The sequence below is a fragment of the Streptomyces sp. NBC_01283 genome (genome assembly GCF_041435335.1).
Taxonomy (GTDB): domain Bacteria; phylum Actinomycetota; class Actinomycetes; order Streptomycetales; family Streptomycetaceae; genus Streptomyces.
Map to the genome: position 1 here is coordinate 9194424 of NZ_CP108430.1, position 16121 is coordinate 9210544.

13 protein-coding genes are annotated in these 16121 nt (G+C 68.7%); 2 read left to right on the plus strand and 11 right to left on the minus strand.

Going from position 1 to position 16121, the window contains the following annotated elements; genetic code table 11:
• Positions 1–238: 238 nt before the first annotated feature.
• From OG302_RS41670 to OG302_RS41720, 11 genes are all read right to left on the minus strand, one after another.
• A complete protein-coding gene (locus tag OG302_RS41670) occupies positions 239–1612 on the minus strand; it encodes a tryptophanase (protein ID WP_371749949.1) in 1374 nt (457 codons plus the stop codon).
• Positions 1585–2841, minus strand: a complete 1257-nt coding sequence (locus OG302_RS41675; RefSeq protein ID WP_371749950.1) for a tryptophan dimethylallyltransferase family protein — start codon at positions 2839–2841, stop codon at positions 1585–1587. The genes OG302_RS41670 and OG302_RS41675 overlap by 28 nt, the downstream gene beginning before the upstream one ends.
• Positions 2842–3189: 348 nt before the next feature.
• On the minus strand, positions 3190–4542 hold the full coding sequence (locus OG302_RS41680; RefSeq protein WP_371749951.1) for a cytochrome P450: 1353 nt from the start codon (positions 4540–4542) through the stop codon (positions 3190–3192).
• The gene (locus OG302_RS41685) at positions 4539–5144 is read right to left on the minus strand and encodes an ATP/GTP-binding protein (protein ID WP_363213270.1); all 606 of its coding nucleotides are present in this window, start codon (positions 5142–5144) and stop codon (positions 4539–4541) included. The genes OG302_RS41680 and OG302_RS41685 overlap by 4 nt, the downstream gene beginning before the upstream one ends.
• A complete protein-coding gene (locus OG302_RS41690) occupies positions 5119–5508 on the minus strand; it encodes a DUF742 domain-containing protein (protein WP_371749952.1) in 390 nt (129 codons plus the stop codon). Before OG302_RS41690 ends, OG302_RS41685 begins: the two co-directional genes overlap by 26 nt.
• Positions 5505–5903: a roadblock/LC7 domain-containing protein gene (locus OG302_RS41695; protein WP_371749953.1), complete on the minus strand. Its 399-nt coding sequence runs from the start codon at positions 5901–5903 to the stop codon at positions 5505–5507. Before OG302_RS41695 ends, OG302_RS41690 begins: the two co-directional genes overlap by 4 nt.
• On the minus strand, positions 5900–7099 hold the full coding sequence (locus OG302_RS41700) for an ATP-binding protein (RefSeq protein ID WP_371749954.1): 1200 nt from the start codon (positions 7097–7099) through the stop codon (positions 5900–5902). The genes OG302_RS41695 and OG302_RS41700 overlap by 4 nt, the downstream gene beginning before the upstream one ends.
• A gap of 714 nt (positions 7100–7813) precedes the next feature.
• Positions 7814–8500, minus strand: coding sequence for a transcriptional regulator (locus OG302_RS41705; RefSeq protein WP_371749955.1), 687 nt, complete (start codon positions 8498–8500; stop codon positions 7814–7816).
• 25 nt (positions 8501–8525) lie between these two features.
• Positions 8526–9683 carry a pyridoxal-phosphate dependent enzyme gene (locus OG302_RS41710; protein ID WP_371749956.1) on the minus strand — a complete coding sequence of 386 codons (1158 nt, stop codon included), beginning with the start codon at positions 9681–9683 and terminating at the stop codon, positions 8526–8528.
• A 2304-nt stretch (positions 9684–11987) separates the two neighbouring features.
• Positions 11988–13487 carry a SulP family inorganic anion transporter gene (locus OG302_RS41715; RefSeq protein WP_371749957.1) on the minus strand — a complete coding sequence of 500 codons (1500 nt, stop codon included), beginning with the start codon at positions 13485–13487 and terminating at the stop codon, positions 11988–11990.
• Positions 13484–14074: a carbonic anhydrase gene (locus tag OG302_RS41720; RefSeq protein ID WP_371749958.1), complete on the minus strand. Its 591-nt coding sequence runs from the start codon at positions 14072–14074 to the stop codon at positions 13484–13486. The genes OG302_RS41715 and OG302_RS41720 overlap by 4 nt, the downstream gene beginning before the upstream one ends.
• 307 nt (positions 14075–14381) lie before the next feature.
• On the opposite strand from OG302_RS41720, the gene mobF reads away from it, so the two are divergent.
• Positions 14382–15227 carry a MobF family relaxase gene (gene mobF, locus OG302_RS41725; protein WP_371749959.1) on the plus strand — a complete coding sequence of 282 codons (846 nt, stop codon included), beginning with the start codon at positions 14382–14384 and terminating at the stop codon, positions 15225–15227.
• Positions 15224–15898, plus strand: coding sequence for a hypothetical protein (locus OG302_RS41730; RefSeq protein WP_371749960.1), 675 nt, complete (start codon positions 15224–15226; stop codon positions 15896–15898). The genes mobF and OG302_RS41730 overlap by 4 nt, the downstream gene beginning before the upstream one ends.
• Positions 15899–16121: the final 223 nt, after the last annotated feature.

Here is a 16121-nt window from a genome sequence, read left to right on the forward strand (position 1 = left end):
ATACGAGACCAGCGTTCGGTGCGTTCCGACTCGGTGGGCCGCAGGATGGGCACGGCACCCTCATCCAGCAGCCGGGCGGCTTCGGACAGCTTGCTGATCCACCGGTAGGGGTCCCGAGCATGCCCGTTGACCACGCTGCCGCACCGGGAAACTCCAAGATCCCCGACAGAGTCGAGCTCAAGAAGTGGGAGCCGGCGCTGCCGGCCCCACTCTTGCGACGCGACGTGTCGAGTAGAGATCAGCCGCCGGACTGCACGGGCTCCAGCTTGATGCTGAAATGGCGAAGGATCGGCGACTGACCCACGATGCGGTAGCCGTGCACCGATTCGGGGTTTTTGGCTATGTCGGCCAGGGTGGCGGCGACATGGTCGTAATGGCTGCGGGTGTAGACCCGACGGGGGAGTGCCAGCCGCACGAGTTCATAAGGTGCGGTCTTGATGGAGTTGCCTTGTTCGTCCTCTTCCCCGAGGTACAGGCTGCCCAGCTCCGCCGAGCGGATGCCTCCGCGTAGGTAGAGCTCACAGACCAGTGCGGTGCCCGGGTACTGGTGCGGGGGGATGTGGGGCAACAGCCGCCCGGCGTTGACGTAGAGGGCGTGCAGGCCTGCAGGCTCCACGATGTCGACTCCGGCCTCGCGGATGCGCGCGGCGAGGTAGGCGGCTATGTCGGCGCGTTCGGCGAGGTAGGCCGATTCGGTGACTTCCACAAGTCCGCGGGCCATCATGTCGAGGTCACGGCCGGCCAGGCCGCCGTAGGTGGTGAAGCCCTCGGTGGCGATGAGCAGGCCCGCGCACTTCTCGGCGAGTTCAGGGTCCTTGAGACCGATGAAGCCGCCGATGTGGACGATGCCGTCCTTCTTCGCGCTCATGACGCAGCCGTCCGCAAGGCGGAAGGCTTCCTCGGCGACCTGCCGGGGGGTGCGGTTGGCGTAGCCGGGCTCGCGCTGGATCACCAGCCAGGCGTTCTCCGCGAAACGCGCGGCATCCAGGATCAGGGGGACGTCGTGGCGGCGGCACAGTTCGGCGGTCCGGTACAGGTTCTCCATGCTGACCGGCTGGCCACCGCCACCATTGTTGGTGATGGTCATCAGCACGGCCGCCACGGGCGCTTGATGCGCGTTCTCCAACGCCTGCTCAAGGGCGATCAGGTCGATGTTGCCCTTGAACGGGTAATCGCTGTCGAGGTCCTTCGCCTCGGCGCAGGGCAAGTCGTAGGCCTGGCAGCCGGTCAGTTCGACGTTGGCGCGGGTGGTGTCGAAGTGGGTGTTGGACAGCACGCTCGTGCCGGGCTTGAGCAGGGCGGAGAACAGGATGCGCTCGGCGGCACGGCCCTGGTGTGTCGGCAGGATGTGGGGATAACCGGTGAGTTCGGAGACGACCTCGTGCCACCGGTAGTAGCTGCGGCTGCCGGCGTAGGACTCGTCGCCGTGCATGCCAGCGGCGAGCTGGTCCGCGGAGATGGCACCGGTCCCCGAGTCGCTCAGCAGGTCGATGGTGACCTCGTCGGCACGCAGATCGAAGGGGTTGTAGGCGACCCGCTTCAGCGCGGCCTGGCGCTCCGCTCGGGTGGTGAACGCGATCGGTTCTACAACTTTGATGCGATACGGTTCCACGAGACTTCCTTTGGTGCGGTGTGCGGGATGGCATGACCGGCGGCCTTGCGACCGGAGTTCAGAGCGCTCTGGGTGCGTTGCGCAGCTAACAGACCGACTTGCGCGTACTGCTCTGTCGGCGCCCTGGTCAGATAGGCCTCAGAGGACAGATAGGCCGTGATGCGGGGCTGCCGGTTTCGCTCGTACACGAGAGCGAGGTAGGCGATCAGCCCCACACCATCGGTGAGCTGTCGCTGTGTGAGAGCGCGCAGGCTCCGGCGCAGGACCGTGGGATCCATGCCGAACCGGGTCAGCAGGGCGGTTGCCCGATCGAGGGCCTCCTCGTCGTCGCGCACGTAGTCACGGACGGGGATGTGGAGCGTGAAGCCGCTGGGGTCGCTGTCGCCTTCGGTGAAGGAATGGCAGGTGAGCGCGGACCGCCGCAGCAGGCGCGGCGTACCGTTTTCTTGCTGCCCGGATGGCGGGAGGGGGCCGGCGGCCGTGTGGAAGAAGTGGCGGATGTCTGCCGCTGCGGCCCCGGAGGCATGGCTGAGCGCGCAGGCGTCGTCGGCCGACATACGCGGGTGCTTCACGTAGACCTTGACGCGAGGTGACTCCCAGGAGCCCAGGTCCAGGGCGAGGAACGGATAGCCCGCCGCGGAGGGAAGCTGCGCGAAGGCCTTGTCGTAGCCAAGTCGGCGTAACGCCTCTTGCACGGTGTGTGCGGCGTGCTCGGGTCCGGCGGCGGAGGGGTTCAGATAGACCTTGACGCCGGGGACCCCTCCCACGCGCAGATCGAGCGCGTACCACAGTGACAGCGGCCCCTGGGCCGTAGCGGGGAGGAACAAGTCGTGCAGGGCGTCGAGTTGATGGGTGGAAAAGTTCCAGCGGGCGGCCATCGCGTGGATGGCCTCGAGTCCGGCGCGGCCGCTGTCGCCCATGTCCTCGTGGGTGCATCCGGGCTCCACGAGCACCCGCAGTGCCGGGGCGGCGTCCGACGTGCCGGCCAGGGAGAACTCGACGGGGGTGTGGTCGTCGGAGAGGAAGCTGGGCGACGCCGGGGGCAGAGACAACGGTCGCCGGGCGGAGTCCGCGAGGGAGTCGAGCAGGACCTGCCCGTACAGCGCGGTGTCCGCCTCGCTCAGGCCCACCACGGCGCCCAGGCGCTGTAGTTGACCCAGCACGTGATCGCCGAGCGTGGCATTACCGGGTTCGTCTGCCGGTATGCCCGCCTCCGGCAGGGACGTCATCGCGTTCCTCGCACGGCACGCCGCAAGAAGCGTCTGTACGGCGCGGAGGTACGGGGACGTGCTGCGCCAACGAGGCGGGAGACGAGGGCCGATCCGTCGTAAGCCACGGGTATTCGGCCCTGCGCCTTTTCGGGGTCGTCGCACCCGCACGAGTTCCTGCTGCTGGATGTGGTGCGCCGTTGGCCCGGCCGGTTGCCTGCGGAACGGGGCGCGGAGGTTGCGAGGTTCACTGCCTCTCCTTCATCTCGTGTCACTCCAGACACTCCGCGCTGTCCTACCCCAGCAGTTGATCTTTCATGCAGGCTACAACAACTGCCCGTGTCGCCTGCATCACAGGCGGTGCACCGGCTACTGGCCCGTCAGCCACCTCACGAAGCTGCTCCAGCGCGCCGGCTTGCCGGTGGCCTGCGGCTCCGCGGGCGCGGGCGTGGGCGCCAGGGGAGGGTGCGCCTGGTGGCGAGGGGACGCGTCCGTCGGCTCAGGCGCGGCCGCGGGGCGCGGGGTGACCGCACCGAAGCGGACGGGCAGGCTGGCCAGAGCTCGGTTGAAGGGGCCGGGCCGCCAGGCGAGGCTGTCCGCGGGGACCGCGAGTTCAACGTCCGGCAGTGCGTTGAACAGAGCCTCCAGGCCGGTCAGGGCGATGAGCCTGGCCGGTTCCTTGGACGGGCAGGCGTGCGGGCCTGCGCTCCAGGCCAGGTGACCGCGGGTGTCGGCCCCCTGGTCCGCGAGCGCCGTATTGGCGGCACCGAAGGACACCAGGACCAGCTCACCGGCGCGGACCTTGTCGCCGGCCACGTCTGTGTCGGAGACCGGGTAGTGCGGCGCGTAGTTGGACATGGGCGCGTTGCGCCACAGGGTGTCATCGAGGGCCTTGTCGAACTGCCCGTTGCGCGCGTACTCCTCAACGGTCAGCATCGTGTAGAAGGCGTTGCCGATGAGGTTGCCTTCCGGCTCGCCGCCCGCGCCGAGGAGCAGCACCAGCGTGTGCGCCAGTTCCTCGTCGGTCAGCTGTGCCGGGTGCTGCATCAGGTAGGACGTGATGTCCTGCCCGGGATGGACGCGCTTGAGTGCCACCAGCTCGCCCACCGCCTGGAGCAGGACCTGGCTGGCCTGCTCGGCATTGACGCCGTCGAACATGCCGGAGATGCCGAACAGGACCCGGTCGCCGATCTCCGCCGGGCAGCCGAAGAGTTCGTTGAAGACGTACAGGGGGAGCTGTTGCGCGTAGTCCCTGAGAAGGTCGGCACTGCCGCGAGCGCTGAACTGGTTGATGAGGAACTGGGCGGCCTGGTTGACGATGCGGCTCAGCCGGCTGTTGCTGACGCGGGCGAAGCTCTCGGTGATGGCCTGCCGCAGTCGCACGTGCTCGGCGCCGTCGGTGAACATGCAGTTCGGCCGGTAGGCCAGCAACGGCAGGACCGGGCTGTCGGGGCGGATGAGGCCCTCGTTCAGCGCACGCCAGCGGCGCGCGTCCTTGCGGAAGGTAGTGGGATCCTGCAACAGCTCAAGAGCCGCGTTGTAGTTGGTCACCAAGGTCGCCTCCACGCCGGGCGCGATGGTGACCGGCGCCGTGGGGCCGAGCTGATGCATGTAACGGTAGTACGCGTGCGGGTTGGCGGCGAACTCCGGGGTGTCAAGGGATATGCGCTGCCCACTGCCGTGTGCGGGGCAGCCGGGCGGAGGTACGGGAGGGGTTGTCATGCGTGCTCCAGGGCGGCGCGCTCTTGCAGATAGCGGACCATGGTGATCAGGGCGTTGACGGACGACGCTTTGTCGCGCGCGTCGATGGTGACGACCGGGGTGTCGGGCAGCAGGTCGAGCGCCTCCCGGACTGCTTCGGGGGTGTGTACCGCGCTGCCGTCGAACTGGTTGAGGGCCACGGCGAAGTCGAGGCCGTAGCTCTCGACCAGATCCATGACCTCGAAGCTGTCGGCCAGTCGCTCGGGGTCCACCAGGACCAGGGCGCCCAGCGCTCCGCGGGCCATGTCGTCCCACAGATTGACGAACCGCTGCTGGCCCGGTGACCCGAACAGATACAGCACGATGCGCTCGCTGAGGGTCAGGCGACCGAAGTCCAGGGCGACCGTAGTCGTGGTCTTCCCCTGCACTCCCTTGAGGTCGTCGACTCTCTCCGAGAGGCTCGTCATCTGCTCCTCGGTGGACAGCGGCGCGATCTCGGAGAGCGAGCCGATCAAAGTGGTCTTGCCGACGGCGAAGTGCCCGACGACCAGGATTTTCACCGCAGTCTGCTGTGCACCGCTGCGCACGTAGGCGTCCTCAGACAGAGAGAGCCTTGAGACCATCGAGCACCTCCTGAAGCAAGGCCTTGTTGGCGAGACGAGCCGAGGGCACCGGCGCACGGGTGACCAGATAGCCCCCCTCGGCGAGGGAACTGAGCAGCACCTTGACGACACCCAGAGGCAGCTGAGAATGGGCGGCGATCTCAGCGACCGAGAGGTAGCCGCTGGAGCACATCTCCAGGATCTGCTGCTCCTCGGGCGAGAGCCGCTGGGGGCGCTGCTGATCATCGGTGGATGACGTGACGAGAGTGATGAGCGCGAACGCGCCCTCGTCGAGCAGGTCACGCCCACGGGTGATGACATAGGGCCGGACTAATTCTCCGGCCTCGGACACGAGCTCGGGCTCGGAACGGTCCGGATCCGTCATGAGATGACCGTGTCGGTGCGGCGGCCGGTCGACATGGCCTTGCCCAGTCGGCTGACCAGCTGCTGCATCCGATACGTGATGTCTCCCATGTCGACCTCGGCGGACGCTGCCACGGCGAGGTAGGAGCCACCTCCTGCGGCATTCAGGAACACCCAGCCACCGTCGAACTCGATGAGCGTCTGGCGCCAGGTCGTGCCGTCGTCACCACAGAAGAATCCGACGGACCGGCTGAGCGACTGCAGTCCGCTCACGGCGGCGGCCACCTTGTCGGCGTCGTCCCGGCCGATCTCCGCGGTGCGGGACATCTGCAGGCCGTCAGCAGAGATCAGGACCGCGTGCAGGGCATGGGGAATCGCCAGCGCGTCCTCGAGCATCCAGGACAGGTCGTCGCTCACGGGGCATCGAATCCTTCGTGTGTATCGGCAGGAGTGTCGCGTTCGGCGGCCGGTACCCCCGCACTTCGGCCGCTGAGAGTGCCGCGCTGAAATGCGCCCATGGCCGCCACCCGTGCCTCCGCCGACCGGGCCGGCGGCGCAGTCGCTTCATCGGGCTGGTTGTCCGGCACGAGTGCCATGGCGCGGCGCTTGTTCTGTCGCCGGGGCAGGTCGCCCGCTGTCGTCGCGGGAGCCGAACCGCTTTCCACTGTGCCCGCGTTGGCTCCTTGCGTTGCGGCGGGCCTCGCGGGTTCCGGCATGTCGGTCAGCAACTCCTTCGGCACCATCACCACCGCTCGGACGCCGCCGTAGGGAGAAGTGCTGTCGATGGTGACCGTGAACCCGAAGCGCGCACACAGCGCACCGATCACCGCGAAACCGAACGCGGGAGGATTGCCGAGTTCGGAGACGCTCACCGCGGACCCACTGGACAGCAGAGCTGTGGCGGCCGTCTTCTCTTCCTCGCTCATCCCGACGCCTGCATCGTCGATCACGATGCACATGCCCTTGGGTACCGTCCGCACCTCGACGTCGACCATGGAGGACGGCGCCGAATAGCTGGTGGCGTTGTCGAGCAGTTCGGCCACCGTCAGCGCGACCGGCTCGACGGCGCGGCTGGTCACCGCGATGTCCACCCGCGAGGCGATGTCGATGCGCTGGTAGTGCCGGATACGGCCCTGAGCTGCGCGGATCACGTCGTAGATGGATGCCGCATCCCGCTGCCGGCCCAGCCACCCGCCGCAGAGCACGGCAATGGACTGTGCACGCCGGTTGAACTGCGAGTTCATGTGGTCGACGTCCAGCAGATCTCGCAGCACGGCCGAATCGCCGTACTTCTTCTGCAGCCCGGAGATGGCCCGCTGCTGTTCCGCCGCGAGGCCCTGAAGGGTCTGCATCGCAGACTTCAGTACGGTATTGGTGGCGTTCTCCGCCTCTTCCTTTGCCTGTCGGACCACCTCGTCGTAGCCCCTGCGGAGCTCTGCGATGGTGGATTGGAGGTCAGCGTGGCTGCCCTGAAGTTCGGTCAGATCGCTTTCGAGTCCCCGCTTCTGACGGCGCAACGACTCACTCGTTTTTCGCTGGCGAACGACCACCATGGTGGCGACAGGGACGCCGGCAGCAAGCGCCCAGACCGTCGGATCCTGCAAAATTGTCATGTGACTCTCTTTGAGCGGCTGGAGTCCAGCTCTCGGAATCTATCCATGCGGACTCTCGACGTGGGCAGCCTTCACCACCCGGAGAGCCCCCTGGCTGTAGCCAAGCCGAGGAAAAAGTCCACGTGGCATGTGCCCGAGATCGTAACACCAAACGATCATGACACTTTGTCAAGTACGCCACGCCGGGGCCACGTTGGCGAAAAAGCCATGCTCAGGTCAGTGGAGAAGATGTGAGCGCGACGTGGAGACTCACAGCAGCCGGCCGCGCACTGAGTCGCCCAGCAGTGCGCTGTCCGAGTTTTCGCAGCGCAGAGAGCCCTCACCTTGTGACCGGATGCCCGCACCGGAACACGGGCCGGCAAGGCGAAGCACGGACGAGAGGCGTCCGCTCAGCGCAAGATGGCTAATTTGGGCGCGGCTGGGGGAGTGCGAGGCGTCGACGCAGGCGTGCGCGCATCGGGGCATCAAGTCACCACGCCCTGGCCGACCTTGACGCCCTCGTGGCCTGGGATTCGGAACCCGTGCCGTCAGATGAACTGTCGAGGAGCAGGATCAGGCACGGGGGCGGAGGGCGGTTCGCGCTCTTTGCCGATCAGGGCCCCTTCGCCGAGGCTGACCCTCAACAGCAGGCGCACGCCCCGAGCAAATACGCGCGTTCCAACGCCCTGCCCGCCTACACCACTCGATGGGGCACCATCCGGTTAGGTGGGGTGGTTATTTCGTGTAGTTGTAGACAGTTGCCCGGGAGACGCCGAGCCGGTCGGCGATGTGCTGTGCGGAACTGCGGGCCTCAAAGAATCCCTCGTGATGCAGATGCCGGACCAGTTCGCGCTTCTGGCTGCGGTTAAGGCTGCGGGGGGTGCTGGAGCGCTGGGCCGCGAAGGAGTCGATGGCCGACCGCAGTTCGCGTCCCGTGCGGTCGCGCAGCGTCTCCAACGCCTCACCCGTATATTCGTTGTCCGTGGCGACGAGGTTGGCCAGGGTCAGTGCCAGCGGGGACAGCGTGCTGATGTCCAGGTTCAGGCAGAGTGCCGCGACGTAACGCCCGTCGGCGTTCTTGATGCCGATCGAGGTGCTCTTGGCCGGGCGTCCGTCGGGGAACTGGTTGCTGTAGTTCTGGATGACGCTGGGGTAGTCGGGGTCAGCGATGCGGCGCAGCCCCAGCTCAGTGGCGGAGTCGCCGACCTGCCGCCCGGAGAGGTTGTTCTCGATGGCGCGGATGGCGCTGTCGGGTTGGCGCAAATCGTGCAGGACGACTTCGCACAGGCCCGGGAACATGCGGCCGATGGCGACGGCGATGCGCTCAGCTTCCTGTACCAGGTGCTCGTCCTCCGCTACGAGGGATGCATCCTTCGGCACGGGGTGGGCGTCGGTGAGATCGTCTGGGGAGGGGTGTGCCATCGCGCTTTCCTTTGCTGGTATCGGCTCAGTCGCTGGGCCCGGCGAAGACCGAGGCCAGCTGCTCTGCGGACTTCAGCCCCGCACCGGTGAGGACGACCACGGTCGTCTCGCCCGGCGCGATGTCGCCCGTCGCGAGGAAGTGGTCGAGGGCTGCCGCGGCAACGCTGCTGGTCGGCTCGGCGTACAGGCCTCGCGCGCTCAGCGCGCGGACCGCGGTGTGAATCTCCGCCTCCGGGACGGCGTAGGCGGCGCCATCGGAGCGGCGGATGGCCGCCACGGCCTCCGGCAGCCGGATCGGGCGGGCGATCGACGCGCCCTCGGCGATCGTCGGTACCCGCTCGCCGCGGCTGGAGGGGGAGATGCCGTTGAACGTGTCGGCAATGGTCGCCCAGTGCTCGGGCTGCCCGACGAACAGGCGCGGGCGCCGGTCGATCTGGCCCGCCTCGAGCAGCTCGCCGAAGGCGAGGTCGCACCCGAGGATGTTGCTGCCCGCGCCGGCCACCAGGACGACGTTGTCGGGTGCGGTGAAGCCGAGGGACTCCCACATCTCGTAGGCGATGGTCTTGGTGCCCTGGAGGAACATGGGGTGCCAGTTGTGGCTGGCGTAGGGGATCTGCTCCGACTGGCGGATCGCCTCATCCGCGACCTCGTCGCGGGTACCGCCCACCAGCTCGACCTCCGCTCCGTAGGCGCGGGTTTGGAGGATCTTGGCCTCCGAGGTGAGGGCGGGAACGATCACCTTGGCGCGGATGCCGGCAGCGGCGGCGTAGGCGGCCACCGCAGAACCGCCGTTGCCCGAACTGTCCTCGAGGACGCGATCGGCGCCGTGCGCCACGAGGTGGGACATCATCACCGATACGCCCCGGTCCTTGAAGCTGGAGGTCGGGTTGAACCACTCCAGCTTGAAGTGCACGCGTCGGCCGGCCCAGTCGACCGGGACCATCGGCGTACACCCTTCTCCCAGGCTCACCCGGCGGGCGGCGTCGACGGGCAGGGCCGCGTGGTAGCGCCACAGGGACCGTTCGGCGGTGTCGATCTGCTCGGGCCGCAGGCCCGGCAGTGCACTGACGGCGAGAGGGCTGCCGTCCTTGCCCCGCCAGCGGGGCTCGTCCAGGGGGTAGCGCTGTCCGGACCGGTCGTACAGGTCGGGGGCAGTGGCGGCTGGGTGCTGTTCGGCATTCATGGACGGTTCCGGCTTCTCCTCGCTCGACGTGCGGTCGTGGGGTCCTGCGACCCGGCAGGCACGCTGCCATCCGCATGCTAGAGGTGGTGTCCAGATTTAAACAATGAGTCTAATCGTTAGTCGTGCCGCATCCCACGAACTGGGCGACGTAGCCCGAGGGGTCGGTCGCCGATGTTGTCTGCGCGGTGTGCTGCTTGGCGGGTTGGGGGTGGCCGCGATGGTGGGTGAGGGTGGGCCGACGGTGACGGCCAGGGCGAGGGGGCCGGCGGCCAGGGCGGCCCGTACCTCGGCGCGGCCGATCTGTACGCGGCGCCGCATCTGGGTCAGCGCGAGGCCGGCGGCCGCCGGCCTCGGGCCGGTACCTGGTGACGCTGTGGATCGGAGCATGCGCAAACTCCCCAAGGACGGTGTGGGGTTGATGCCTTGAGACAACCCGCAGGCCCCGACCGGACTGCCGACCACTGACCCCCGACCACGGTGACGAAAGGGTCACGAAATGCGTGGTCGGGAGGGTGGCAGGAGCTCCCACCACCCCGGCCACGCCGATCGCGCCCTCTGGGCGCGTCGGACGCAGGGCTCCAGAGGCCCGGTCCGGTGTCGGGGCGGGGGCTGCAGTGCCCCGCCGTCGCTGCCGTCGACAGCAGGGTGAGGCGAAGTACGTGGGGCGTGAGCCCGCGGATGGCGGACCCCGGCAGCGCTCGGTACGGGACCGCGGCCGGTACAGGGCGCTGGCCTGTCTGGTCGGGCTGGTAGCGCGGTGGTCGGGGTGAAGGCCAGGACGGTGGTCGGTATCTACCATCACCCCGGCTCGGCGTGGGTGGTGAGGCTCGATACCCGGGGGAGGCGGGGGCGTTCCGCGCTGATGGCGGCGGGCCGTCGGTAGTGCTCATCGGTGGCTGACGTCGCCTGCGGGCAGTAGCTCATTGCTCATAGTCGGTCGCCCGTCGCCTGCTGCCCGTCGCTCATCGTCGGCCGGACGTCGTCTATGGGGCGTTGCTCGGCATCCGTCGGTCATCGCTCATCGCTGTGGGCCGCCGCCTGACGGTGAACGTCTCGTGGTTGATGATGTGTGGCTGCGCCTCGGCGGCTGTGCAGCGTGGATCTGTTGCTCGCTGATGGGTGTGCGCCTGGTGCAGTTGTAAGGGCCGGTGCCAGGCGATGCGGGGTGCGCAGCGCGCTGACCTGCAGTGGTCGGGGCTGGCGGCGTGGTGGTCGCGGAGGGTGGTCGGTGCCTGCCACCGGGCTTGTGCCGGAGTTGGGATGGCTGCGGGCGGCCGCTGCGCAACCCGCTGTGCAGCCGTATCGGTTGGCCGGTGCCGGGCGATGCGGCTGCTTTGTCGGCGTTGAGCGGTCGGGCGGTCATCGCGGTGTCGGGCATCGCTGCGCTCTGCGCATGCAGCTGCGCGGAGCAGGACTGCTGCGCAACGGGCCGTCTGGCTGGGCTGCGGGTAGCTGCCGGGGCTCATTCGCCGGTCGGTCGGCGCCGAGCCATACCGCACCACCCCCTGCTGCCGGGCAGGCACCGCCGTGAGAGCAACGATCCGGCCCCGACCCAGGTCAGGAGGGCTCGGTGAGAACCCACAACTCCCAGACTCCGGCGGCCCGGCACTCGTAGGCGCGTACGCCGTTCTCCAAGTACCACCGGCCGCGCTCATGACAGCGGTTCTCCTCGGCTGGAGGAAAGTCGGCCACGTGATGCCAGCCTGGCCCGGCTGCCGGCGACTGTACGGGCGTGGACTGTACGGGCGCGGAAGCCGCGGCAGTTGCGCCGTGGCTCGCCACCAGCAGCGACGCAGCCGCAGCCGCGAAGAGAACGCGTTTCATGATTCGCATGGAATGCATCATTCCGCAGCTGGCGGACCCACATTGATGGAGACCGCTCCAGCTTCCCCCGGTTGGCCTAGTAGCACTGCACCCGTGAAGATCTCCGCCCGCACCCCGGGCAGGCGGCCGAGCCTGCCGGAGACCGCACGACGAGCCGGACCTCAGATCCCTCTAGGACAACCCTCTCGACCTCCACCCTCATACCCGGCAGAAGTACGTCAGCGACGCTCACTGCATTTTTCACACAACAGGTGATGCCCACCCGCCCGCGATCGAGTGCACCCCCAAATCAGCGACAGAGCCTACGAAGTGGACCAGAACCGAAACTCACCGCCATAGCCAGGGGGGAGCGGCGAGACCAGGACACTCCGCGGCGCCCGGAACCTGAGCCCCGATCGCCGACCAGCGTCCCTCTCTCGGGCCCCGCCACGTCAGACAGGGGCCCGAGAGAGGGACGCTATGCTCCCGCGAGAGGGCGCGTCAGCCGGACGTTGCCCGCTCCAACGGCAGCTCAGTGACCTTCACCGGCTCGGTCCCGGCTGCACTGTGCCGCGCCGACCAGTTCTCCAGCGCCGTCCCGCACGCGTGGTCGAGGTGGTGCAGGCCCGAGAGATCCAGCCGGATGGGACGGTCTTGAGGCAGCGCCTCCAGGTTGTCGAGGATTTTCGGCAGCCGCAGGAAGGTCGCATTGCCTGTCAGGCGCGCCTCGATGGGGCCGGCGCCCTTGTCGGTGACCTCCAGCCTGATGTGCGAGGCCTGCCAGGCGGTCTTCGCCACGGACAGCGCCAGGCCGATCAGAACACCTTCGAACATGTTCACCGCGACGATCGCCACCGCGGTGACCACCAGGATCAGCGCCTCGCCCCGGTGCGCGCGCCACAGCGTCACTGTCGAACGCAGCGGGATGAGCTTCCACCCCGCGTGGACGAGGATGCCCGCGAGGGCCGGGATCGGGATGAGCGCCAGTGCGAAGGGGAGCAACGCCGTGAACAGCAGCAGCCATACGCCATGAAGGACGCGCGAGGCCTTGGTCCGCGCGCCTGCCTGGACGTTGGCGGAGCTGCGCACGATGACCGCGGTCATCGGCAGCGCGCCGAGGAACCCGCTCACGACGTTGCCTGTGCCCTGGGCGATGAGCTCCTTGTCGTACTCGGTGCGCGGCCCGTCGTGCAGCCGGTCCACGGCCGCCGCGCTGAACAGGCTCTCGGCCGACGCGATCAGGGTGAAGGCCAGAACTGTCCCGAGCACGCTCACGTCGGCGAGCCCACCGATGGCGTCGAGCCCAGGCAGTTGAATGGAGCCGGCCAGCCCTTGCACCTCGACCGTGTCGACCGGCATGGCGAATGCCAGAGACGCCAGTGTGGCCAGCGCGACCGCGGCGAGCGCCGCCGGAACGGACCGTACGGGCCGCGGCAGCCGCTTCCACACCAGCATGACGGCGATGGTGCCGGCGCCGAGAGCGAGGGATGCGAGGGCAGTAGTGCTCCCGGCGGCATCGACCAGTGCCCGGGGCAGCCCGGAGATCTTACCCAGGCCGGAGGCCGGGGCCGTCATGCCGGCCGCCGCGTACAACTGGCCCGCGATGATCACGAGTCCGATGCCGGCGAGCATGCCCTCGACGACCGAGACCGAGATGGCCCGGAACCAGCTCCCCAGTCTGAAGGCTCCCATGGCCAGTTGGAGAAGACCGGAAGCGAGCACGATCACCCCGAGCGCGGGCAGCCCGAATTCCTGCACGGCCTCGAAGACCAGAACGGTCAGTCCGGCGGCAGGGCCCGAGACCTGGAAGCTGCTGCCGCGCATCATGCCGGTGACCAGACCGCCCACGATGCCGGTGATCAGGCCCAGTTCGGCCGGCACACCGGAGGCCACGGCGACGCCCACGCACAGCGGCAGGGCGACCAGGAACACGACGAGCGAGGCGGCGAAGTCCTGCCGCAGATGAGGGAATTTCGTCCGGTGGTCCACGGTCGCGCTCACAGGGCCTGGAAGGTGTCGTCGTGCACGTCATGGGCCAGTACGGACCCCGTGTGCACTTCGTAGAACCAACCGTGCAGGCGGAGTTGGTTCTGCGCGAGGCGGCTTTCGACGTAAGGATGGGAACGAAGTCGCAACAGCTGTGTCAGCACGTGGTTCTGCACGGCCTGGGCGACGGCCGGGTCTTCCACCACCCCGTCGGGCCGGGGCGTCGCGTGCGCGAGCCAGTCGCGCACTGCGGGGACGGAGGTCAGGTCGTCACCGCGTAGCAGCGCGCCCACCGCGCCGCAGTGCGAGTGGCCGCAGACGACGATGTCCTGGACTCCGAGCACCTCCACCGCGTACTCGATGGTGGCCGCCTCGCCCGTGGGCTGCTCGGAGGCGTACGGAGGGACGATGTTGCCCGCGGTCCGCAGCTCGAAGAGCTCACCAGGACGGGCCCCGGTGATCAATGAGGGGACGACCCGGGAGTCGGAACAGGTGATGAACAGAACCTGCGGGGACTGGCCCTCGGCCAGTCGGGCAAACTCCTCGGGTCGTGCCGCGGACTGTAGGTGGAAGGACCGGGCGTGATCGATGAGGGGCTGCATATCGGAAAGTTCCTCCTGGCACACCAATTGACGGCGCGTCGGTTGGTGCGAAGCGGTGGGCTCGACAAGATCCACAGTGGCGGAGTGATCCTGAAGACAACCTGAAGCCACCTGAACCCGCCTTCAGGTGGCCGGTGGCAGGGTGGGGTCCGACTCACCGCTCGTCGCCCCCCAACCTTCCGCTCACACCACGGCGCCGGAATCCCGTGCCCGTCCGCGTCGCTCCAGCGGGCTCCGCGCTCCGTTGCCCGCGCCGGGCTTGGCTTCCCCGACCTCGCCGACGCCGTGGCAGAGCTGGGCAAGGACGTTGTTCTCGACGGCGAGCTCGTCGTGCCGCGTGACGGGCGGCTGGACTTCACCGCCCTCCAGGACCGCGCGGCCGCCCGGCGGTCTGGTCGCCGCCCGCTTCCGCCACTACGAGGCACGCTCCGGCAGGCCCTTGCTCCGCGACCACCTGCTGCTGTCCATGAAGGGGCAGCGCCTGGACGGGAAGTGGGGGTCGATCCACACCCTGGCCCTGCACGAGAACACGGTTGCAGTCTCCGCGCTCTACAACGAGCTCGTGGCCGCTGAGGTCTGCGAGGCGCTGGGGCTGGCGACCGAGCCGCGCACCGTCACCCCGGGGCGCCGCCCGGTGAAGGAGATTGCCGGGGTGCCGCACGAGCTGATCCGCTGGACTTCCCGGCGCAGTGACCAGATCGCCGCCTGCCTGGCCGACTTGGAGCACGAGTACGTCATCGCCGTCGACGACGACGGCGAGCTGAAGTTCCTGCCCGTGGTCTCCGAGCGGGCCCGCGCCAAGATGAACCAGATGGCCGCCCACAAGACCCGCCCGTCCAAGCAGAAGACCAGGCCGCTAGCGCAGCTGCGCGCGTGGTGGAAGACGAGCGCGATCCTCAACTCCGGGGTGGCCGTCGACGTCATCGACTCCCTCCTCGAGTACGCCCGCGCCGCAGCCGCGGCGATCCGGTCTCGGGTCGCCGCCGTGGTCGACGTCGCCCTGGCGGCCGTCGATGTCGCCGCGACGGTGTTCGTGATGAACGACGGCGGCCGCTTCCACCGCCGGCACCTGCTCGCCGAAACCCGCCGTCACCTCGCCCCTTGTCCTGCGCGGCCCGCCGCCGCGACCCCGGCCTGGACGACAGAATCGTGACCGCCGCCATCTCCACCCACTGCCTGGACATCAGCGAGCCGAAGACCACGCGCGGCCTGGAGCCCGGCTACCGCCTCTACACCGCCCGATGGGCCCTGTCCGACCTCCCCGCCCGCCGCCCACCCACCCCCGCACCCGGCTCGGACCGGCAACCCCCGGCCGATCCCAGCGAGCCGGCCGCGCCCCGGCCCCCGGGCCAGGACGCGGGGGAGTGGGAGATCCCCCGGATCCCGTTGCAGTACGAGCGAGCTGTCCTCGCCGGCGCGGTGGTGCGGGAGAAGCTGCGCACCACCGTCGTGCGGGGCCGGGGGTACGACGTTGCCCGGCACCAACAGGCGGCGATGCCCGAGTTGCTGCTCGGGCATCGGGACGCCGACCCCGAACGGGACCACCAGGAACCGGAGGCCGGGGCCCAGGAGGCGATCGACTTCAAGGAGCTGCGGGCCATGAAGGCATCGCGTACGGACGTGGAGGCCCTGGGCTTCACCGCCGAACAGCTGCGCCGTGTGACGGAGGTCTTCACGAAGGCCGGCGACGGAGCCGTCGCCAGGACGAAGAAGTACACCGACCCACAGGACGCTCCCGCACCCCACCCGGTGCGCGAGGACGACCAGCGCGCGCACCGCCCCCAGCAGCCGGATCGACACCGCGGGCCAGAAGCCGGCCGCTGAATGCCGAGTGCGATGGCGTCCCCCACCGGTGGTGTTATCGACGGGATCCGACACCGCTTGTCGCTCAGGGCCGAGAACGCCTCGTTTCGCCGCAGCGCGATGTCTGTGAGTTCCGGCAACACCCAGGGGCTTGCGGCTGGCGTATCGGAGTGCTCGCCTGCACGGTGCAGGGACGCTGGTGGGTGTCGACATGCTCATGGCTGCCTCGTCCGCGGGGCCGGGG

Coding starts and splice junctions, on each gene's coding strand:
- OG302_RS41675 (WP_371749950.1), bottom strand. CDS start 2,841: ATGACGTCCCTGCCGGAGGCGGGCATACCGGCAGACGAACCCGGTAAT.
- OG302_RS41680 (WP_371749951.1), bottom strand. CDS start 4,542: ATGACAACCCCTCCCGTACCTCCGCCCGGCTGCCCCGCACACGGCAGT.
- OG302_RS41685 (WP_363213270.1), bottom strand. CDS start 5,144: ATGGTCTCAAGGCTCTCTCTGTCTGAGGACGCCTACGTGCGCAGCGGT.
- OG302_RS41690 (WP_371749952.1), bottom strand. CDS start 5,508: ATGACGGATCCGGACCGTTCCGAGCCCGAGCTCGTGTCCGAGGCCGGA.
- OG302_RS41700 (WP_371749954.1), bottom strand. CDS start 7,099: ATGACAATTTTGCAGGATCCGACGGTCTGGGCGCTTGCTGCCGGCGTC.
- OG302_RS41705 (WP_371749955.1), bottom strand. CDS start 8,500: ATGGCACACCCCTCCCCAGACGATCTCACCGACGCCCACCCCGTGCCG.
- OG302_RS41710 (WP_371749956.1), bottom strand. CDS start 9,683: ATGAATGCCGAACAGCACCCAGCCGCCACTGCCCCCGACCTGTACGAC.
- OG302_RS41720 (WP_371749958.1), bottom strand. CDS start 14,074: ATGCAGCCCCTCATCGATCACGCCCGGTCCTTCCACCTACAGTCCGCG.